This is a genomic window from Streptomyces sp. NPDC059906 (assembly GCF_042730645.1).
In the GTDB taxonomy this organism is placed as follows: Bacteria; Actinomycetota; Actinomycetes; order Streptomycetales; family Streptomycetaceae; genus Streptomyces; species Streptomyces rubrogriseus.
In genome coordinates this window covers 90,448-110,541 of record NZ_JBHWKU010000010.1, presented here as the reverse complement: position 1 = coordinate 110,541, position 20,094 = coordinate 90,448, and the positions used below count along the sequence as shown (strand labels likewise).

Annotated in this window: 18 protein-coding genes; 13 read left to right on the top strand and 5 right to left on the bottom strand. The window is 73.4% G+C overall.

Going from position 1 to position 20,094, the window contains the following annotated elements:
* Positions 1-8 precede the first annotated feature (8 nt).
* The 4 genes from ACFV9J_RS17690 to ACFV9J_RS17675 all read left to right on the top strand — a co-directional run bounded on the left by ACFV9J_RS17690 (position 9) and on the right by ACFV9J_RS17675 (position 3,401).
* Positions 9-881 (top strand): ATP-binding cassette domain-containing protein, encoded by an 873-nt coding sequence (locus ACFV9J_RS17690; RefSeq protein ID WP_385355182.1) that lies wholly within the window; start codon positions 9-11, stop codon positions 879-881.
* A gap of 8 nt (positions 882-889) precedes the next feature.
* Positions 890-1,480 (top strand): TetR/AcrR family transcriptional regulator, encoded by a 591-nt coding sequence (locus ACFV9J_RS17685; protein WP_385355180.1) that lies wholly within the window; start codon positions 890-892, stop codon positions 1,478-1,480.
* A gap of 69 nt (positions 1,481-1,549) precedes the next feature.
* Positions 1,550-2,998 (top strand): aldehyde dehydrogenase family protein, encoded by a 1,449-nt coding sequence (locus tag ACFV9J_RS17680; protein WP_385355177.1) that lies wholly within the window; start codon positions 1,550-1,552, stop codon positions 2,996-2,998.
* Positions 2,991-3,401, top strand: a complete 411-nt coding sequence (locus ACFV9J_RS17675; RefSeq protein WP_385355174.1) for a nuclear transport factor 2 family protein — start codon at positions 2,991-2,993, stop codon at positions 3,399-3,401. The genes ACFV9J_RS17680 and ACFV9J_RS17675 overlap by 8 nt, the downstream gene beginning before the upstream one ends.
* Positions 3,402-3,446: 45 nt before the next feature.
* On the opposite strand, the gene ACFV9J_RS17670 is transcribed toward ACFV9J_RS17675, so the two are convergent.
* Positions 3,447-4,802: a glutamine synthetase family protein gene (locus tag ACFV9J_RS17670; RefSeq protein WP_385355172.1), complete on the bottom strand. Its 1,356-nt coding sequence runs from the start codon at positions 4,800-4,802 to the stop codon at positions 3,447-3,449.
* A 285-nt stretch (positions 4,803-5,087) separates the two neighbouring features.
* Between ACFV9J_RS17670 and ACFV9J_RS17665 the strand changes: the two genes are divergently transcribed.
* From ACFV9J_RS17665 to ACFV9J_RS17625, 9 genes are all read left to right on the top strand, one after another.
* Positions 5,088-5,894 carry an acetoacetate decarboxylase family protein gene (locus ACFV9J_RS17665; RefSeq protein WP_385355170.1) on the top strand — a complete coding sequence of 269 codons (807 nt, stop codon included), beginning with the start codon at positions 5,088-5,090 and terminating at the stop codon, positions 5,892-5,894.
* A gap of 25 nt (positions 5,895-5,919) precedes the next feature.
* Positions 5,920-7,383, top strand: a complete 1,464-nt coding sequence (locus ACFV9J_RS17660; RefSeq protein ID WP_385355168.1) for an aldehyde dehydrogenase — start codon at positions 5,920-5,922, stop codon at positions 7,381-7,383.
* Positions 7,376-8,296: a 3,4-dihydroxyphenylacetate 2,3-dioxygenase gene (locus ACFV9J_RS17655; protein ID WP_385355166.1), complete on the top strand. Its 921-nt coding sequence runs from the start codon at positions 7,376-7,378 to the stop codon at positions 8,294-8,296. The genes ACFV9J_RS17660 and ACFV9J_RS17655 overlap by 8 nt, the downstream gene beginning before the upstream one ends.
* Positions 8,297-8,323: 27 nt before the next feature.
* Positions 8,324-9,169, top strand: coding sequence for a fumarylacetoacetate hydrolase family protein (locus ACFV9J_RS17650; protein ID WP_385355163.1), 846 nt, complete (start codon positions 8,324-8,326; stop codon positions 9,167-9,169).
* Positions 9,170-9,197: 28 nt separating this feature from the next.
* The gene (locus ACFV9J_RS17645) at positions 9,198-9,815 is read left to right on the top strand and encodes a TetR/AcrR family transcriptional regulator (protein WP_385355161.1); all 618 of its coding nucleotides are present in this window, start codon (positions 9,198-9,200) and stop codon (positions 9,813-9,815) included.
* Positions 9,816-9,960: 145 nt separating this feature from the next.
* Positions 9,961-11,445 carry an aldehyde dehydrogenase gene (locus ACFV9J_RS17640; RefSeq protein ID WP_385355159.1) on the top strand — a complete coding sequence of 495 codons (1,485 nt, stop codon included), beginning with the start codon at positions 9,961-9,963 and terminating at the stop codon, positions 11,443-11,445.
* Entirely contained in the window at positions 11,442-12,200 is a 759-nt protein-coding gene (locus ACFV9J_RS17635; protein ID WP_385355157.1) for a gamma-glutamyl-gamma-aminobutyrate hydrolase family protein, read from the top strand. The genes ACFV9J_RS17640 and ACFV9J_RS17635 overlap by 4 nt, the downstream gene beginning before the upstream one ends.
* A gap of 132 nt (positions 12,201-12,332) precedes the next feature.
* Positions 12,333-13,079, top strand: coding sequence for a lytic polysaccharide monooxygenase (locus ACFV9J_RS17630; RefSeq protein WP_385355155.1), 747 nt, complete (start codon positions 12,333-12,335; stop codon positions 13,077-13,079).
* Positions 13,080-13,232: 153 nt separating this feature from the next.
* Complete coding sequence (locus tag ACFV9J_RS17625; protein WP_385355153.1) at positions 13,233-14,696, top strand: class I adenylate-forming enzyme family protein; 1,464 nt, start codon at positions 13,233-13,235, stop codon at positions 14,694-14,696.
* A 38-nt stretch (positions 14,697-14,734) separates the two neighbouring features.
* Here ACFV9J_RS17625 and ACFV9J_RS17620 read toward each other — a convergent pair whose 3' ends face one another.
* The 4 genes from ACFV9J_RS17620 to ACFV9J_RS17605 are packed head-to-tail and all read right to left on the bottom strand — an operon-like array spanning position 14,735 to position 20,035.
* Complete coding sequence (locus ACFV9J_RS17620; protein WP_385355150.1) at positions 14,735-15,997, bottom strand: cation:proton antiporter; 1,263 nt, start codon at positions 15,995-15,997, stop codon at positions 14,735-14,737.
* Entirely contained in the window at positions 15,994-17,370 is a 1,377-nt protein-coding gene (locus ACFV9J_RS17615; protein ID WP_385355148.1) for a cytochrome P450, read from the bottom strand. The genes ACFV9J_RS17620 and ACFV9J_RS17615 overlap by 4 nt, the downstream gene beginning before the upstream one ends.
* Entirely contained in the window at positions 17,367-18,455 is a 1,089-nt protein-coding gene (locus tag ACFV9J_RS17610) for an alpha-hydroxy acid oxidase (protein WP_385355146.1), read from the bottom strand. The genes ACFV9J_RS17615 and ACFV9J_RS17610 overlap by 4 nt, the downstream gene beginning before the upstream one ends.
* Entirely contained in the window at positions 18,452-20,035 is a 1,584-nt protein-coding gene (locus ACFV9J_RS17605; protein ID WP_385355143.1) for an NAD(P)-binding domain-containing protein, read from the bottom strand. The genes ACFV9J_RS17610 and ACFV9J_RS17605 overlap by 4 nt, the downstream gene beginning before the upstream one ends.
* Positions 20,036-20,094: the final 59 nt, after the last annotated feature.

Genomic DNA, 20,094 nt, shown 5'->3' with positions numbered 1-20,094 from the left:
ACGCGCGGATGACAGCGCAAACGCAACGGAAGGCGGACGGACAGGACGAGGCGGCCCTGCTCGACGTCGACGACGTCGTCGTGGACTACCGCCGCGGACGCGGCACCTTCCGCGCGCTGAAGGGCGTCTCGATGACCATCGGCACGGGCGAGTGCGTGGGCCTGGTCGGCGAGAGCGGCTCGGGCAAGTCGACGCTCGGCAAGGCCATCCTGGGCCTGGCCGAGGTCACCTCCGGCCGCATCCGGTTCGCCGGCCGGGACATCACCCACCTCAAGGGCGCCGCCCGGCGCCGCCTGGCCTCCGACCTCCAGGTCGTCTTCCAGGACCCCTACGGCTCGCTCGACCCGACGATGACCGTCGGGCAGATCCTCGCCGAGCCCCTCACCGCCGCGGGCAGCGACCGGGCCGGCGCACGGGCGACGGTGGCCGAGATGCTCGACCACGTCCGCCTCCCCGCGGACACCGTGACCCGCTACCCCAGCGAGTTCTCCGGCGGCCAGCGCCAGCGCATCGCCATCGCCCGCGCGCTGGTGCGCCGCCCGCGGCTGATCGTCTGCGACGAACCCGTCAGCGCGCTCGACCTGACCACGCAGGCGGCGGTGATCGACCTGTTCATCGACATCCAGCGCGAGACGGGTGTCTCGTACCTCTTCGTGTCGCACGACCTCGGGGTGGTCCGGCGCATCTGCCACCGCGTCTCGGTGATGTACCAGGGGGAGTGCGTGGAGAGCGGACCGAACGAGACGGTGACGCGGGAGCCGGAACACCCCTACACCCGGCGACTGCTCCTGGCCTCGCCCGTCGCCGACCCGGCGCGGCAGGCCGAGCGCAGACGGAGCTGGCTCGGGCTTCGTGCACCGGCCGCCTCGCCAGTACCGTAGGGAAGACTATGCCGAAGATTATCGACCACGATCAGCGACGGCGGGAGATCGTCGCGGTCGCGAAGAAGCTCATCATCCAGGGTGGTTTCGAGGCCGCGACCATGCGCAGCATCGTCGCCGAGGCGGGCTTCGCCAACGGTGCTCTCAAACGCTACTTCCCCAGCAAGGACAGCATCGTGGCCGCCACGTTCCAGAGCGTGCTCGCGGAGATGAACGAGCAGATGGGCGCCGCGGAACCGGCGCCCGACCCGAGGGAGGCGCTGCGCCACGACGTCGAGGCGACACTGCCGCTGGACCAGTACCGCATCGACTCCGCCCGCGTGCTGCTCGCCCTGTGGGAGCACTCGGTGGCCAACGAGGAACTGGCCTCGCTGTACCGCGAACACCTCCACGAATGGCGCCGGCGGCTCGCCGAGCGGATCGCCGCCGCCCGCGGCAAGGGCGAAGCGGCCGACGCACCCGCGGTCACCGGACTGGCGGGGGAGATCATCGGCGTGTCCATCGGGGCCAACGTCACCTCGCTGATGTTCCCGGACGGCGCGCTGATCCCGGAGCACCGCGCCTATGTCGACCGGCTGATGCGCAACCTCGACACCTGAGACGCCTGACCTGAGACGCCTGAGACACCTGACCTGAGACACCTGACCTGAGACACCGAAGGATTCGCCATGCATGTGCGAGGCAGGCTCCTCGTCGGAGGCGAGTGGACCGCCGCCGCCGACGGGGCGGAGTTCACCACCCGCGACCCCGCCACCGGGGCGGTCCTCGGGACCTGCGCCCAGGCCGGGCCGGCCGACACCGACGCCGCGGTCGACGCGGCACGCCGGGCGCTGGTCGACCCGGCCTGGGCCGGCCTGCCCGCGGCCGAGCGCGCCCGGCTGCTGTGGCGGGTCGCCGAACTCATCGAGCGCGACGCGGCCCGCCTCGCGGAACTGGAGACCCGCGACCAGGGGCAGCCCCTGGACGTGGCGCGCGCGGTCAGCGTCCAGGGCGCCGCGGAGCACTTCCGCTACTACGCGGGCTGGGTCACGAAGATCGAGGGTGCCGTCAGCCCGGTCTCCTTCCCGGACACGCTGCACTACACCCGCCGCGAACCGGTCGGGGTGTGCGCGCTCATCACCCCGTGGAACTTCCCGCTGATGATCGCGGCGTGGAAGATGGCGCCCGCGCTGGCCTGCGGCAACACCGTGATCGTCAAACCGGCCGAGCAGACCCCGCTGACCACCGTGCACCTGGTGCGGCTGTGCGAGGAGGCCGGATTCCCGCCGGGGGTGGTCAATCTGCTCACGGGGGGACCCGAGACCGGCCGGGCCCTGGTGGCGCACCCCCGGGTGGACAAGGTCTCCTTCACCGGCTCCACCGAGGTGGGGCAGGAGATCGTCCGGGCCTCGGCGAACGACCTCAAGCGGGTCACTCTGGAGCTGGGCGGCAAGGCGCCCAGCATCGTCGCCCGCGACGCCGACATCGACGCCGCCGTCCAGGGCAATGTGCGGGGCGCGCTGCTCAACAGCGGGCAGGTCTGCGCCGCCTACTCGCGCTTCTACGTGGACAGCCGCCGGGCGGACGAGTTCACCGAGAAGCTCGCGGCGGCCGTCGCCGCGCTGCGCCTGGGCCCCGGCCTGTCCCCGGACACGCAACTGGGCCCCCTGGTGAGCGACGACCACCTCCACCGGGTGGACTCCCTGGTCCGCCAGGGTGTCGCCGACGGGGCCGAACTGGTCACCGGGGGCGCCCGCGCCGACGGTGCACTGGCGGGCGGCCACTTCTACCGGCCCACCGTCTTCTCCGGAGTGCGGGACGGGATGGCCGTCGCCCGGCAGGAGGTCTTCGGCCCCGTACTGCCGGTGCTCGCCTACGAGGACGAGGACGACCTGGCGGCACGGGCCAACGACACCCGGTACGGACTGGCCGCCGCGGTCTGGACCCGGGACCTGTCCACCGCCCACCGGCTCGCGGCCGGCATCCGCGCGGGCGCGGTGTTCGTGAACATGCCGGCGATCCCCGACCCCGCGGCGCCCTGGGGAGGCTTCGGGGCCAGCGGCTGGGGGCGGGAGATGGGCTCCCACGCGCTGGACGTGTTCACCGAGACGAAGGGTGTGTGGATCCACCATGGCTGACCCCCGCGAGGAGACCGGGACGAGCATCCGCAGCGAGGCGCAGGGACACGTCGAGTCGGCCGTGGAGGCGTATGTCGCGGCGGTGAGCGCGGGGGACCCCGCGGCCGTCCGGGAGGTCTTCCGCCCGGACGCGTACATGTGGGGCTACCTCGGTACGGAGTTGGTGTCCGCGCCCATCGAGGCGTTCTGCGAAGTGGTCGCGGCCGACCCCGACACCGGCGCGTGGGCGCCGGGCTACACGCACACCATCCGCTCGGTCGAGGTGAGCGGTGACGTGGCCGTCGCCGTGCTCGACGAGTCCGGCTACCAGGGCCACGACTTCACCAACCACTTCTCCCTGGTACGAGAGGACGGGCGGTGGCGGATCGCCGGCAAGACGTTCTTCCGCCGCGACCCGCACTGACCCGCGAGTGCACCCGCACGCGTCGCGCGCGGGTGAGGTCCGCCGTCACAGGTGGTAGCCGTACTCGGTGAACTCCCAGTCCGTGACGTGACGTTCGAAGCGTGCCACCTCGTCGCGCTTGTACGTGAGGTAGGCGGCGGTGAAGTCCTTGCCGAGCAGGCCGGTCAGCGCGCCGTCCGCCTTCAGCGCGTCGAGCGCCGCGGGCAGGGACATCGGCAGCACGGCCGACCTGGCGGAGTCGTAGCCGTAGCCCTCCAGCGGGGCCGGGGGCTCCTCGCCGGCCCTGATGCCCAGGAGCGCGGCCGCGAGCGTCCCGGCGATCAGCAGGTACGGGTTGGCACCGGCGTCGCCCAGACGCAGTTCGAAGCGGGTGCCCAAGCCGCGCTCGGGAGGGACGCGGACCATGGCACTGCGGTTGTCCAGCCCCCAGTCGATCAGCCAGGGGGCGAGGGTGTCGGGCCCGAAGCGCTTGTAGGAGTTGACCGTCGGGTTGGCCAGCGCGGCGAGCGCGGGCGCGTGGGAGAGGACTCCGGCGATCGCGTGCCGCGCGGTGGCGGAGAGGCCGTGCGGCGTGGACGGGTCGGCGAAGGCGTTGCCGTCCCCGTCGTCCAGGCAGGACAGGTGGAGGTGGAAGCCCGATCCGCCCGCGTCGTTGAACGGCTTGGCCATGAACGTGGCCAACCGGCCCTCCGCACGGGCCAGTTCATTGACCGCCGCCTTGAAGCGGAAGGCGCGGTCGGCGGCCGTCAGGGCGTCGGAGTGGGTCAGGTTGATCTCGAACTGCGCACCGTCGTACTCGTGGTTGCCGCCGCTGACGCCGATGTCCAGTCCGCGCAGCAGACGCAGGCTGCGCAGCAGGTGGTTGTCGGGGTCCGCGCGCAGTCCCGCGGTGTAGACGACACCCCGGGCTTCGCTGTAGCGGCGCCAGCCCTGCGGCCGGTCCGGGTCCGCGTCGCACAGGAAGTACTCCAACTCCGGTCCCACCACCGGGCGCAGGCCCTGCGCCGCCCAGTGGCCGAGGACGGCGCGCAGCAGGTCGCGGGGCGACTCCGGCGCCGCCCGGCCGGTGGCCGGGTCGGTGACGTCGCCGAGGCAGGCGGCGACGCCGGGCTCCCACGGCAGGACGGTCAGGGTGTCCAGGTCGGGGGTGACACGGATGTCGGGCAGACCGGCGTCGAGGCCGCCGGCGACGGGGACGGTGTCGCCCTGGGGGCTGGTGTGGTAGACGGCGCGGCAGAAGGCGAGCCCGTGCTCGCAGGCGGCCGGCAGGTGGCCGAGCAGGACGTCCCTGGCCCGTTCGGTGCCGATGAGGTCGGGATAGGTCACCCGGACCACGTCGATTCCATCTGCGGCGAGCCGCTCCATGTGCTGGCGGACGGGCGGGGTGTCGGATGCGCTCACCGGTGTCTCCTCTGGGGAAGGGGGGCGCCGCCCAGGGCGCGGCACGCGAGGCCGCGAGGCCGCGGGGCACTGGGGGAGAGGGGGAAAGGGGAGGCGAGGACGGCCTCGACCGCGGGACGCGGGAGGCGGCTCGCCCGTTCGGTGCCACACAGTAGGGAGGGCCGGTGTCCGGCCGCAAGAGGCTGGGACCAAAGAATTATCCATCCGGATAGGTATTGACCCAACCGTATACGACTTCCTATGTTGTTTGGCATCAAGCGATCTGTGGACCGTAAGGAAGCCGAAGTGACCCGTGTCCGTGGATACTTCCACCCCAAGACGGCGACGGGTGCGTCGTCGCTGATCCCCTCGCCGCCCTGGCGCTACTCCGGCGACCTGCTCACCGTGGAGTACCGCACCGACCCGGCCCGCGTGCGCGAACTGCTGCCCGAGCCGCTGGAACTCGCCGACGAGGACCCCGGCGCGGTGGCGCTGATCTGGGCCGACTGGCAGTCGTGCTCCGCGGCGGGCGGTGAACTGCTCGACCCGGTACGCGCCCAGTACAAGGAGGCCTTCGCGGTCGTGCGCTGCGCGTACCAAGGGCGGACCTACACCCGCTGCGTCCACATCTGGGTGGACAAGGACTTCGCGATCGCCCGCGGGCTGCACCAGGGCTACCCGAAGAAGCTGGGTTCCATCCACCAGACCCGCCCGCACCCCTACGGGCCGGCCCCGCGCATCGAGGCCGGTGCCCGCTTCGGCGCCACCCTCGCCGCCGCCGACCGGCGTCTCGCCCAGGCCGTCGTCACCCTGCGCGAGCCGTCCGAGACCAACGGATTCGTCAACAGCCACCCCATGGCCCACCACCGCTGGCTGCCCTCCATCGAGAAGGGCAAGGGCCTCGCCCTGGACGAGCTGGTCGAGTCGGGCGCCGCCTCGTTCGAGGGGGGACGGTCCTGGGTGGGCGACGCCGAGCTGGAGCTGTTCGAGGCACCCACCGAGGAACTCGCCCGGCTGGAGGTCCGCGAGCCGATCGCCGCCTACTACCGGCAGGTCGGTGTGGTGTGGGACGGCGGCCGCCTGCTCGAGTCCGGCACCTCCGGCGCCGAATGACCCCGCCGAGGCTTGGAGACAGACCATGACCGAAGACCTGATCACCGTGGCCGGTGTCGCCGTCGACACCCGGCACTTCATCGGCGGACGGCGCGTCGCCTCCGCCGGGACCTTCACCGACGTCTCACCCATCGACGGCGCCCCTCTGGGGGAGATCTCCCGGGGCACCCCGACGGAGGCCGCCGCCGCCGTGACCGCGGCCGGGGCCGCCTTCCCCGGCTGGGCCGCGACACCACCGGCCGAACGCGCCCGCATCCTGCGCGCCGTCGCCGACGGGGTCGACAAGCGCCTCGAAGAGCTGGCCGCAGTCGAGACCGCCGACAACGGCGCCCTGCTGCGCTCCCACCGCCGCGGGGTCATGCCGCGCGTCGCCCACAACTTCCGCTTCTTCGCCGACCGGCTGCTGACCCTGGACCACGAGGACTTCACCACCCGGGGCCACACCAACCACGTCAGCTGGGACCCGGCCGGCCCCTGTGTCTTGATCACCCCGTGGAACGCCCCGCTGATGCTCGCCACCTGGAAGGTCGCCCCGGCCCTCGCGGCCGGGAACACCGTCGTCCTCAAGCCCGCCGAGTGGTCACCGCTGACGGCCTCGCTGCTCGCCGACATCGCCGCCGGGGCGGGCCTGCCGCCCGGAGTCCTCAACGTGGTCCAGGGCTACGGCGCCGAGATCGGCGACACCCTCACCGCGCACCCGGACGTGCGCCGCATCAGCTTCACCGGCTCGGTGCCCACCGCACGGCACATCGCCGCGTCCGCCGCCGCGAACCTCACCCCGCTCAGCCTCGAACTCGGCGGCAAGTCACCGCTGCTGGTCTTCGCCGACGCCGACCTCGACCTCGCCGCGGACCTCGCCGTCGAGCAGTACGACAACGCCGGCCAGGTCTGCCTGGCGGCCACCCGCCTCCTCGTGGAGGCGTCCGTCGCCGAGGAGTTCACCCGCCGGTTCACCGAGCGGGCGGCCCGGCTCCGGCAGGGCGACCCGCGCGACGAGAGCACCGACGTCGGCCCCGTCATCCACCACCGCCAGCTGGAGAAGATCGACGGGTTCGTGCAGCGGGCGCTCGCGGCCGGGGCCCGCGCGGTCCTCGGCGGCCGGCGCGGCGAGGGGCAGTACTACCCGCCGACCCTCCTCACCGACGTACGGCAGGACTCCGAGATCGTCCAGGAGGAGGTCTTCGGGCCCGTCCTGACCCTGCAGACCTTCACCGGCGAGGACGAGGCCGTACACCTGGCCAACGACACCCGCTTCGGGCTGGCCGCCACCGTCGCCACCGGCGATCCCGAACGCGCCGAACGGGTCACCGCCCGCCTGGTCGCGGGCACCGTCTGGGTCAACTGCTTCTTCGTCCGCGACCTCGACGCACCCTTCGGCGGATCGCGCCAGTCGGGCGTGGGCCGGGAGGGCGGCACCTGGAGCTTCGACTTCTACTGCGACCTCAAGAACACCGTCACCGCGCCGAAGGGATGGCAGACCCATGGGTGAGATCGCGGGGGCCGGTCTGCTCGCCCACGTCCCGACCATCGTGCTCCCCGAGCGGACCCGGCGGGAGCTGAACGAGGGCAAGGAGATCAGCCTCGTCACCGGCCTGCGGCAACTGCGCCGGGAGGTGTTCGAGCGCGACGACTACGACACCGTGGTCGTCCTCGACTCCCACTGGGCGACCACCGTCGAGTTCGTCGTCACCGCCCAGTCCCGCCGGGCCGGCCTGTACACCTCCGAAGAACTGCCGCGCGGCATGTGCCGCATGCCCTACGACTATCCCGGCGACCCCGAACTCGCCCACAACATCGCCTCGTTCGCCGACCGGCACGGCACCTGGATCACCCCGATCGACGACCCGTACCTGCCGGTCTACTACGCCACCACCAACCTGTGGACGTACCTCGGCGAGGGCCTGCCCGGCAAACGCTGGGTCTCCATCGGCGTCTGCCAGACCGGCGACATGGAGGACCACCTGCGTCTCGGCCGCGCCCTGGCCGACGGCATCGCGGCCACCCCGGGGCGCCGCGTCCTGCTGATCGCCTCCGGTGCCCTGTCGCACACCTTCTGGCCGCTGCGCGAACTGCGCGACCACGAGGCCGGCGACCCCGTGCACATCTTCACCCCCGAGGCACGGGCGGCCGACGAGGAGCGCATCGCCTGGTTCAAGGACGGCCGGCACGACCGGGTCCTCGACACCATGGACGAGTTCTGGACGTTCCGGCCCGAGGCGAAGTTCTTCCACTACCTGATGATGGCCGGGGCCCTCGGCGAGCGGGCGTGCACCGCGCGGGGCCGCCAGTACGGCGCGTACGAGAACTCCGTCGGCACCGGCCAGGTCCTGCTCTGGTTCGACCGCCCCGCCGAGGGCTGGACCGGCACCGGCCGGACCCCGGCCGCACCCGGACAGCCGTAAAGCCCTCCAGCCAGAAAGGCTCCCACCATGCCCGAGTACCGCCGAGTCCTGCTCGACGGAGCGATAGTGGAGGCGGTCCGCGACGGTGACGAACTGGTCGCCGGAGACGGCCGCCGCGTGAGCATCGCCGACGCCCACCACCTGCCGCCCGTCGCGCCGTCCAAGGTGATCGCGGTGCACCTCAACCACCGCAGCCGGGTGGACGAGTTCGGGATCGGACTGCCCGACGCGCCCACCTACTTCCACAAGCCGACCTCGGCACTGAACGCCCACCGGGGAGCGGTGGTCCGGCCCGAGGGCTGCAAGTGGCTCAACTACGAGGGCGAGGTCGCCATCGTCGTCGGCAGGACCGCCCGCAACATCTCCCCGGCCGAGGCGGGGGAGTACATCGCCGGATACACCGTGGCCAACGACTACGGCCTGCACGACTTCCGGGACACCGACGCCGGGTCCATGCTCCGGGTGAAGGGGTCCGACACGCTGTGCCCGCTCGGTCCAGGCCTGGTCACCGACTGGGACTTCCGGGGCAAGCGGCTGCGGACCCTCGTCAACGGAGAGGTCGTCCAGGACGGCTCCACCGACGAGATGACCTGGGACATGCACTACCTGGTCGCCGACATCGCCCGCACGATCACCCTCCACCCCGGTGACGTCCTGCTCTCCGGAACCCCGGCCAACTCCCGGCCGGTCGCGCCGGGCGACGTGGTCGAGGTCGAGGTCGAGGGCCTGGGCCGGCTCACCAACCACGTCGTCACCGGGCCCGTCCCCGTCCGCACCGACGTCGGCGCCCAGCCGACCGAGTCCGAGGAGGTGCTGTCCACCGCCCTCGGCGGCGACTGGGAGTTCCGCGGCACCCGGCCGCCGAAGCGCTGACCGGAGCCGCGCCGATAGGCTCGCCGGCATGACCGACCCCGTCGACCGCGCGGACCCGCCCGGCACCCGCAAACCCGTGACGAACTACGGGTCGGGGCGCGGCGCCCTGCTGGACGCCGCCGTACGCGTGGTGGCCCGGGTCGGGCTGCGGGGGCTGACCTACCGGGCCGTCGCCGAGGAGGCCGGAGTCACCCACGGGCTGGTCGTCCACCACTTCGGCTCCCGTGACGCGCTGATCGAGGAGGCCGTGGACCACGCCTTCCGCTCCTCGCTGGACGTCAGCTCCCTCGACACCGGCGCGGAGCGGGCCGAGGACTTCGCCGCCGGTCTGGGCGGCATGGTGGAGTCCGGTCCCGACCTCCAGGCGTTCCAGTACGAACTGCTCCTGGAGTCCCGGCGCAGGCCGGAACTGATGCCCCGGCTGCGCGCCCTGTACGACGAGTACTTCGAGACCGCGCGCCGCGACCTGTCCAGGATCCTGTCCCGGCCGGTCGACCGGGGGCTGTCCCGGCTGGTCTTCGCGGCTCTGGAGGGCCTCGTGCTGCACCAGCTCGTCTTCGGCGAGCGAGAGGTGACCGAGGAGGCGCTGGCCGAGCTGCGGGCGCTGCTGGAGCGGCTGGCCGAGGACGGCGACGACGTCGAGTAGGGCGACGACGGCGAGGGCGCGACCGGGAGCTGAGCCGCCGCAGCCCCTGCCCTGCCCTGCCCCGGTCCGACGTGACCGCCCCGGTCCGACGCGACCGCCCCGACCTGATGACCCGGCTCGACCCGAAGGAAAACGAGGACGCACCGTGGACGCCACCTACGCCGACTGGACACGCCGGGCCGCGACGCTCCGGTTCCCCGGCTCGCACGTCATCGACGGCCGCGCACACGACGGAGGCGGCACGTTCACCGTCGTGTCCCCGAGGGACGGCACGGAGCTGGCCGAGGTCGCCGACGGCGGCGGAGCCGAGGTGGACCTGGCCGTCGCTGCGGCCCGCCGGGCCTTCGACCACGGGCCCTGGCCACGGCTCGCGCCCGCCGAGCGCGGCCGGACGCTGCTGCGCGTCGCCGACCTGATCGAGCGGCGGCGGGCGGACCTCGCCCTCACCGTGAGCCTGGAGATGGGCAAGCCCGTCACCGACGCCCACGACATCGAACTGCGCGCCCTGATCGCCACCTTCCGCTGGTACGGGGAGCTGGCCGACAAGCTCACCGACGAGTCCCCGCACACCGCGCCCGACTCCCTCGCCCTCGTCACCCGCGAACCGTCGGGCGTCGTGGGGGCGGTCGTGCCCTGGAACTTCCCCCTGACGCTCGCCGGCTGGAAGATCGCACCCGCGCTGGCGGCCGGCTGCACGATCGTCCTCAAGCCCTCGGAGAAGTCGCCGCTGTCCGCCCTGCTCCTCGCCCGCATCGCCGACGAGGCGGGGCTGCCGCCCGGTGTCCTCAACGTCGTGGCCGGTCACGGGCCGGTCGCCGGACGCGCGCTCGGCCTCCACCCCGACGTCGACGTCCTCGCCTTCACCGGCTCCACGGCCGTGGGCCGGCACTACCTGCGCTACGCCGCGGACTCCAACCTCAAGCGCGTCTGGCTCGAACTCGGCGGCAAGTCCCCCAACATCGTCCTCCCCGACGCCCCCGACCTGGAGCAGGCCGCCGCGACCGCCGCCTGGGGCATCTTCTTCAACCAGGGTGAGATGTGCACGGCGCCCTCCCGGCTGCTCGTGCACTCCTCCGTCGCCGAACGCGTCACCGAAGCGGTCGTCGAGCGGGCCCGCGCGCTGCGCGTCGGCGACCCCCTCGATCCGGCCACCGAGATGGGCGCGCTGGCCGGCCGGGACCATCTCGACCGGGTGCTCGGCCACATCCGCACCGCCGTCGGCACCGGTGCGCGGCTGCGCACCGGCGGAGAGCGGATCCTGGCCGAAACCGGCGGCGCGTACCTGCGGCCCACCGTGTTCGACCGCGTCGCCCCGGAATCCGCGCTCGCGCGCGAGGAGGTCTTCGGCCCGGTCCTGTCCGTCCTCGCCTTCGACGACCTCGACGAGGCGGTGACCCTCGCCAACTCCACGGACTACGGGCTCGCGGCCGGGCTGTGGACCTCCGACCTGTCCACCGCGCACCGGGTCGCCCGCGCCCTGAGAGCCGGCACCGTCTGGGTCAACTGCTACGAGGAGGGGGACCTCACCGTCCCCTTCGGAGGCGTGAAGCAGTCGGGCAACGGCCGCGACAAGTCCGCCCACGCCCTGGAGAAGTACACCGAACTCAAGACCACCTGGATCCGGCTGTGATCCGTCCCGCCCGCCCGCTCATCGCGATCCCGGCACGCTACTCGGCCACCGCCTCGGCGCTGCGCCACGCCGCCGAGGTCAACGCCCGGGCCCTGGTCGAAGCGGTCTGGCGGGCGGGCGGCGAACCCGTCACGATCCACCCGTACGCCCCCGCCGGCCACGGCGACCCGGCCGGCACCGCGGCCCGCCTCGCCCGCTTCGACGGCATCCTGCTCCCCGGCGGCGGAGATCTCGCACCGCACCGCTACGGGGCCGGGCGGACCCACGAAGCCGTCTACGACGTGGACGACGAACAGGACGCGTTCGACCTGGAGGCCGCCCGGCAGGCACCGGTGCTGGGACTGCCGCTGCTGGCCATATGCCGGGGGCTGCAAGTGGTCAACACCGCGCTGGGCGGCACCCTCCACCAGGACATGGGCGGCCCGGGCCGCGACCATCGGCACGTCAGGCACCCGGTCCGCCTCACTCCCGGCTCCACCGTGGCGGCCGTCACCGGGACCGACAAGATCGAGGCATCCTGCTACCACCACCAGCACGTCGACCGGCTCGGTGAGGGACTGGCCGTCACCGCTCGCGCCGCCGACGGAACGGTCGAGGCGGTGGAAGCGCCCGCGGCCGGCGGGTGGTTCCTCGCCGTGCAGTGGCACCCGGAGGACACGGCGGCCCACGACACGGCGCAGCAGGGCCTGTTCGACGCGCTGGTCCGCGCCGCGCGGGAGCCCCACCGGGCCCGGGGGCGGTGCTCACCCCCTTGACGGCCCCCACTCCTTCGCTAAGGTCTAGACCTGCACGCGTAGGTCTAGACCTGCGGTGCGGGGTTGCCTCATCGGCACCGTCGTAAGCCGGGGCAGGCTGATCCGACGTGGACCGAAGGGAAAAGTGATGTCATGCGCATGAAAAGACGAGTGGCCGCCGCCGTGGGAGCGCTGGTCGCTCCCGTGGTGGCCCTGAGTCTGCCGGCGCCCACCGCGAGCGCCCACGGCTGGGTGGTCTCGCCGGGGAGCCGACAGGACCAGTGCGCCAACCGCGTGGTGCAGTGCGGGCCGATCAAGTGGGAACCGGCGAGCGTCGAGGGTCCGAAGGGGCTGCGCAACTGCAGTGGCGGAGACGCCCGGTGGGCCGACCTGGACGACGACGCCAAGGGCTGGCGGGTCACACCGATCGGCACCACGCACACCTTCACGTGGACCATCGAGGCCCGGCACGCCACCAGCAACTGGCAGTACTTCATCGGGAACCAGAAGATCGCCCAGTTCGACGGTCACGGCGCCCAGCCGCCCGCCTCGGTCAGTCACCAGCTGGACTTCACCGGGTTCAGCGGTCAGCAGAAGGTGCTCGCGGTCTGGAACATCGCCGACACCGCCAACGCCTTCTACGCCTGCATCGACGTCAACATCGGCGGCGGAAACGGCGGTGGTGACGACGGCGGTGGTGACGACGGCGGCGGAGACGACGGCGGCGGCGACCAGCCGGGCGACTGCGTCGCGGGAGCCTGGAGCGCCGGGAGCGTCTACAACGGCGGCGAGACCGTCTCCCACGACGGCTACACCTGGCGTGCCAAGTGGTGGGTGACGGGCGAGGAACCCGGCACCACCGGCGAATGGGGGGTCTGGGAGGACCTCGGCGCCTGCTGACCGCCGTACCGCTCGACCTCGACCCCGGGCGCGGGCGGGCCGGCGTACGCACCGGAAGGTGTGTGCGCCGGCCCGCGTCTCAGAGTCCTCTGATACCGCGCCGTTAGCGTCCGGCCGGTGGTGTGCGGTCAACCGGTCTCGTGAAGGAGCGCCATGACGGAACAGTTCCCCGGTGCGGTCCTCGACCTCCTCGACGCGGCGGGCGACCGCACGGTCTTCGAGCACGACGGCCGGGAGGTGAGCGGGCGGCACCTGCTCGGCATGACCCGGCGGGTGGCGGCCGCCCTGCGGCAGCGCGGCGTCGGGCCGGGCCGCGGCCTGGCCCTGCTGCTCGGCGTCGGCCCGGAGGCCTTCGCCGCCGTCATCGCCGCGCACACGGTCGGAGCCCGCGTCGTCGGCGTACGGCCCGGCCTGACGGACCACCAGCGTGCGGCCCTCCTGCGTGACGCCGGGGTCACGGCCACGGTCACGGACCGGCCCGGCGTGCCGGGCGGAACGGACCTCCGGCCGCCGGGGACCGTCCTGCCGCTCGACGAGCTGCTCGCGGCCCCCGACGACGGTCTGCGGCCCCGCGTCTCGGCACGGCCGCAGGACGTCGCCCGGCTCGTCCACACCAGCGGCAGCACCGGCGTTCCCAAGGCGTGCGCCCAGACGTACGCGGCGATGACGGCGGCGTGGGCGCTGCGGCCGCGGGACTGGCCGCCGGCGGTCCGGGAACTGGCGGGCCGACTGGACAGGTTCCTGGTCTTCGGCACCCTGGCCAGCCAGGTGATGCTGGAGTACGGCCTGCTCGCACTCGCCGCCGGCGGCGTCCTGGTCTCCGCCGGCCCGCCCGACCTCCCCGGGGCCCTCGTGCGCCACCGGGCGACCGCGAGCGTCATCACGGTCGGACGGCTGAACCGGCTCGTGACGCAGCTGCGTGCCGCGCCCGTCGACCTCGGAGGCCTGCGCGCGCTCATGGTCTCCGGTTCGCCGCTGGAACCGGGCCGGGCGCGGGCGGCCGCGCAGGTGCTCGGCCCGGTCGTCTTCCACGGGTACGGACAGACCGAGACCGGCATGATCTCCATGGCCACGCCCGCCGACCCGCCCGGCTCGCTCGGCGTGCCGCCCGTCGACCTGGAGGTCCGGGGCCCCTCCGGTCGCCCCGTCCCGGCCGGCACCGAGGGGGAGATCTTCGCCCGCACGCCCTCGCAGGGTGCCGGGTACTGGGGGCAGCCCGCGCTCGGCGACGAGGTGTTCGTGGACGGCTGGGTCCGCACGCGGGACCTCGGGAGTCTCGACGCCCGGGGCAGGCTGTGGCTCTCGGGACGCGTCCGGGACGTGGTCATCGTCGACGCCAACGTGCACTACACCGGTCCCATCGAGCGACTGCTCGCCCGCCACCCGGCGGTGACCGAGGCGTACGTCGTCGCCGTGCCCGACGATGCCACGGGGGAGGCCGTGCACGCCTTCGTCGTCCCCACGGCCGATCGCGTACCCGCTCTCGACGACCTTCGGGCGCTGGTGGCGGCGCGGCTCGGCGAGGCCTGCGCGCCGACGCGGCTGACCCTCATCGACGAAGTGCCGCTCACCGCCGCCGGGAAACCGGACAAGCGGCGGCTGACGCGGGGGACCTGACCGGCCGGACCGGCCGGACCGGTCCGGCCGGCCCCCGTTCATCGCCCGCCCACGGCGACGGCCTCCCGCGGGCGGCCGGCGCGCAACCGGTCCCGCCGGTCCAGCAGGGCCAGCAGCGGCGTCGCCATGACGGTCGTCGTGATGGCGACCACCACCAGGGCGCTGAACATCGCCTGCGTCACGATCCCCGCCGCGAGCCCCAGGTTGAGGGCGACCAGCTGCATCAGTCCGCGCGCGTTCATCAGCGCCCCCACCCGCAGGGCGACCCGGTTGGGCTCGCCCGCCCCCCGCGCCGCGAGCCAGCAGGCGCCGAACTTGCCGACGACCGCGACCACCACGCACCCCGCGGTGAAGAACAGGACCGGACCCGAACCCAGCAGGGTGAAGTCGGTGTTCAGCCCCGAGTAGGTGAAGAACAGCGGAACGAAGACCGCGCCCACCGGCTGGAGTGTCCCGACCGTGCGGTCCAGCCGCTCCGAGCGGGGGAAGACGACGCCGAGACTGAACGCGCCGAACACCGCGTACAGCCCGATGACGTCGGTGTACCAGGCGATCAGGAACAGCACGCCGACGAGGGCGAGCAGGAGCTGGTCGGCACCCGTGCGCTCGGCGAGCAGCGCCGTCCGGTCGCGCAGCCGCACGCCCACGGCCAGTACCGCGAGGAGGCCGAGGCCCCCGGCGACGGCCACCGAGACCTTCCCGGCGCTGCCGCCCGCGATGCCGAAGACCCCGGCGAGCAGCACCCAGGCCGCGGCGTCGTCGACCGCGCCGGCCCCGAGGGACAGGGCGCCGAACCGGGTCTTGGCCAGGTTCCGTTCGGCGATGATCCTGGCCAGCATCGGGAACGCCGTCACCGCCAGCGCGACGCCGACGAACAGGCCGGACACCGTCAGCGACACGTCCGGGGCGAGCGCGCCGGTGCGTTCGCCGACGGCGGCGATGAGCACCACCCCGAGCACCATCGGCACCACCAGCCCCGCCGCCGACACCAGCCCGGCCGACCGGGCGACGCCCCGGAGCCGGTCCGCGCGGAAGTCCCAGCCGACGTGGAACATGAACGCCACCAGCCCGATCTGCCCCACCACGTAGAGCACCGGCCGCAGTTCGGTGGGGAAGAGGGCCGACTCGACGCCGGGCAGCAGCGCGCCCAGGACCGAGGGGCCCAGGACCACGCCCGCGAGCATCTCCCCGACGACGGGCGGCTGCCCGACGGACTGGAGGATCCGGCTGACGATCCGGCAGACGGCGAGGATCACGACGACCGAGAGGAAGAAGGCCGGGCCCAGTTCCGTGGTGCTCATCCGTTGCTCTCCTTGCTCTGTGTGGGGTGGGCGGCCGGACAGCGTCCGGAGCGTGCTTCCTCGAAGTACCGGGCCGCCGGGCGCAGCCGCCGGGCGTGCAGCACCATGACCGTGCCGAGCACCAGTTGCCGCACGCCCCGGGTGACGTCCTCCACGCCGTCCCGCAGCCGGACGAACCGGCGCAGGGCCGCCAGCCGGCGCCGGCCGGGGGCGAGGCCGCGAGGGATCAGCAGACACGGCGCGCGGTGCGGGTTGGAGCGGGTGTGCGAGGCCGTCGAGTCCAGCCGGAACCGAGTCAGCACCTCGCGCACGGCGACGCGCAGGACGATCGGGGACACCCGCCACGCGGGGCAGGGACGGTTCGCCGCCACCCCGAACGGGATGTACGGGGCCTTCCTGGCCGCGGGGTCGGACCAGCGGTCCGGGTCGAACTCGCCCGGCCGTTCGTGGCCCGTGGCCTGGTAGTCGGGGTAACTGAAGCACACCACGGACCCGGCGGGCAGCACCGTCGTGTCGTCGAGCGGCACCTCGTCCGTGGTGATGCGGTGGGCGATCCCGAACAGCGGGTACAGGCGCAGCGTCTCGTCGATCACGTGCGCGAGGTACCGGTCGTCGTCCGGGCGTTCCGTCAGGCGGTGCTGCACCCGCGGGTGGCGGGCCAGGGCGAGCAGCACGTGCGCGGTCGCCTCGGACAGCTGGACGACCGACGTGTTGAAGAACGTCCCTTGCAGGTACAGCGCCTGCTCGGACGGGGAGAGGGAGGCCGGCAGGCGGTGCGGCACGTCCCCGGCGGCGATCCGCTCGCCGAGGTACGCCGTCAGCCGGGCCCGGCGTCGCGGGTGCCGCAGTCCGGTGCACTTGAGGGCGGTGATCACGTCGTCGGCGTGCGCGGTGATCAGGTCCCGGGCGTGCGGCGGGCACGGCCGGCCGAAGACCAGCTCGTAGGCGAAGGCGGCCCAGGCGGGCATGAGCAGGTCCCGCAGCCGCACCAGGCCGACGCGGGTGAGCGGGACCGTGTCCAGGACGTCGGCGACGGCCCGCCCGGCCGCCCCGGCGAGTCCGGCGGACGAGCCGGCGAGGATCCGCCGTGTCGTCGCGGCGACCTCGTCGTAGCGTTCACCGGGCTCCAGATGCTCCTGGTGCACCTCGGAACCCGGCGCGAGCCAGTACCAGAACAGGTCGGACAGGCCCGCGCCCGCGCTCCGGCCGTTCACCGCGGGATGGGCGTACACCCGCTCGAACACCTCGGGGCCGTGGGCGGCGTTGGGCAGGGTCACCACCCGGTCGCCGTTGACCTTCTCGAAGACCCGCACCCGCAACGCCACCACGGTGCGCGGCAGCCACCACGAGGCGGGCCGCCGGGTGCCGCTCACCACGCCGCCTCCCCCCACCACGGCGCGTCCCCGCGGACGACCATGTCGGCGCTCAGGTCGGCGTTGCGGCGCCCGCCGCACAGGGCGAGCGTGTGGTCGTACTCGTCGAGCAGCGTCCGCAGCACCTGACGGACGCCCGCCTCGCCCTCGGCCGCCAGCCCCCACAGCACGGGGCGTCCCACGCCGACGGCCGCCGCGCCCAGCGCGAGGGCGACGGCCACGTCACCGCCCCGGCGCACCCCGCCGTCCAGGAGGACCGGCACCGCACCGGCGACCGCCTCGACGACCGCGGGCAGGCAGTCGACGGACGCCGCGGCGCTGTCGCACTGACGGCCCCCGTGGTTGGAGACGATCACCCCCGCCGCGCCGTGCTCCACGGCCAGCCGCGCGTCCGCCGGGTGGAGCACCCCCTTGACCCACACGGGCAGCGAGGTCGTGCCCACCGTCTCGGCGAAGTCCCGCCAGGACGCCGCCGGATGCATCGGGATGTCGGTGAGGGCGCCCGGCGGGGCACCGGGCAGGTCGCGCATGTTCTCCGCGGCGTAGCCGGGCGGCAGGTCGTCGAACCCGTTGCGCAGGTCCCGGGTGCGGCGGCCGAAGCGCGGCGAGTCGGCGGTGACGACCAGGGCCGTGCAGCCGGCCCCCTCGGCCCGTCGCACCAGCGCCTCGGTGACCTCCCGGCGCGGGTGCGGGTAGAGCAGGAACCACACCGCCGGGTCCGGGGCCGCCTCGCGGGCCGCCGCGACGACGGCAGGCACCGCCGTCGTCGCGGCGACGCCCGTCACCAGGACGGCGCCCTCGGCCGCGGCGGCCCGCGCCGTGGCCCGCTCCCCGTCCGGGTGCAGCAGCCGGTGGAACGCCGTCGGCGCGACCACCACCGGCGCCGCGCCCCGTGCGCCCGGCAGGTCCACGGCCGTCTCCCGCCGCGTGGCGCCGCTCAGCACCCGGGGCAGCAGCGCGTACCGGTCGAAGGCCCGCGCGTTGGCGGCCAGCGCGCGCTCCTCGCCCGCGCCGCCCGCCACGTAGTCGTAGTGGACCGGGTCGAGTGCCGCGCGCGCCGCGTCGTGCAGGTCGCGGAGGGTCACGGCGCCACCGGGGCCGCCGCGTCGCGCCGGGCGGCGAGGAACGCCCGCAGCGGGGCGCGGTGGTACTCCTCGCTGTCCCACTCGTTCTCCAGGTTCGACGCCAGGTGGTGCTCGGCGACGAACGCGCCCCGCCGGTACCAGCGCACGACCGGGTGCAGATAGCGGCCGTCCATTCCCGAGACGTCGTACTGGGACCCGCGGCCGGCGCTCACGTCGAAGGGGTCGACGAGGTCGTGGTCCTTGCCGTACTCCAGGGTGATCACGGCGTGCGCCTCGACGTCCCCGAAGTCCCCGGCGTCCACGGCGTCCGGCACCTGGGCGACCGGGACCTCCTCGGCGTAGCGCATGGTGCCGTCCGGGGTGAGCGTCAGCAGGTCGCCGAGGACGGCGAACTGCTGCCACAGGGCCGAGGACCGGTTGACCCGGCCGATCACGGCGTCCACGGCCCGCTCCGTGGTGTCCCCCAACTCCGTCGCGGGCCACGGCTCCTGGTGGTGGCGCTGCCGCAGTCCCCGGTGCAGGGCCCGCACCATGTAGCGGAAGCCGTGGATGAAGCCGGTCGTGGCCTTGCGGAAGTCCCGGCCCTGCATCAGCGTCCCGGCGAAGTACAGGCCGGGCACGTTGACCGACTCGCTCAGCGGCGTCAGCTCCGGGAATCGGCCGTCGACCATCAGGTCCGGCGTGCAGGTCTCGTCGAACAGCGAGACGTCGCAGCGGAACCCGGTCGCCACGATCACCCGGTCGTAGCGCAGGTCCTTGACGACGTCCTCGTTGCGCTCGAAGGCGAACCGGACCCGGTAGCCGTCCGCGTCCCGCCGGATGTCCAGCACCCGGCCGTCCAGGAGGGCGTTCTGGGACTTGAGCTGGTAGCTGTCCAGGAAGTTGTTGTAGACCGCCCGCAGGTGTCCCACGTAGTGCGTCCGCCAGGCCATGCGCAGCGAGCCCGAGCCGGCCACGTGGATGACCGCCGCGTTCTCCATCAGGTTCTCGGCGGTCTCGAACGCGGAGTTGCCCCGCCCGATGATCAGCACCCGCTGATCGGTGTAGCCCGCCGGGTCGGTGTCGATCGTGTCGTAGCGCTCGGCCAGTTCGACGCCCGGGATCGACGGCAGGTTCGGCACGGGCATGCCGGTGGCGACCACCAGGTGCCTCGCCCGCCACCGCGTCCCGGCGTCGTCGGTGACGGTGAACTCCTCGGCGTCGCGGGTGACGTGCCGCACCGCGGTGTCGTAGCGCACCCGCACCCCGGTCCGGTCGGCGAAGTCCGCCAGGTAGCGCACCAGGTCGTCGGCGGCCGGGAAGTAGCGGGGGCTGTACCGGGTGAACAGCAGCTCCGGGTCGTCGCTCAGCAGCGAGTTCCAGTCCATCCGCAGCCGCAGCTCCGGGTCGTCGTAGCCGGTGTGCACCTTGTTGTTCGAGATCAGGTAGCGGTGCCGCGGGAAGCGCGTGAAGAACGCGCCCGGCACGCCGCCGCGCTCCAGGACGACGTAGTCCGCGCCGTCCCGCTCCAGGAGGGAGGCGAGCTGCAGGCCGGCGGGGCCCGCTCCGATGATGAGGTAGTCATGGCAGTCGTGGCTCATGCCACGGAAGGTAGCCACGGGATTTCAGAGCGCTCTGAGATCCCCGGCCTACGTTTCCC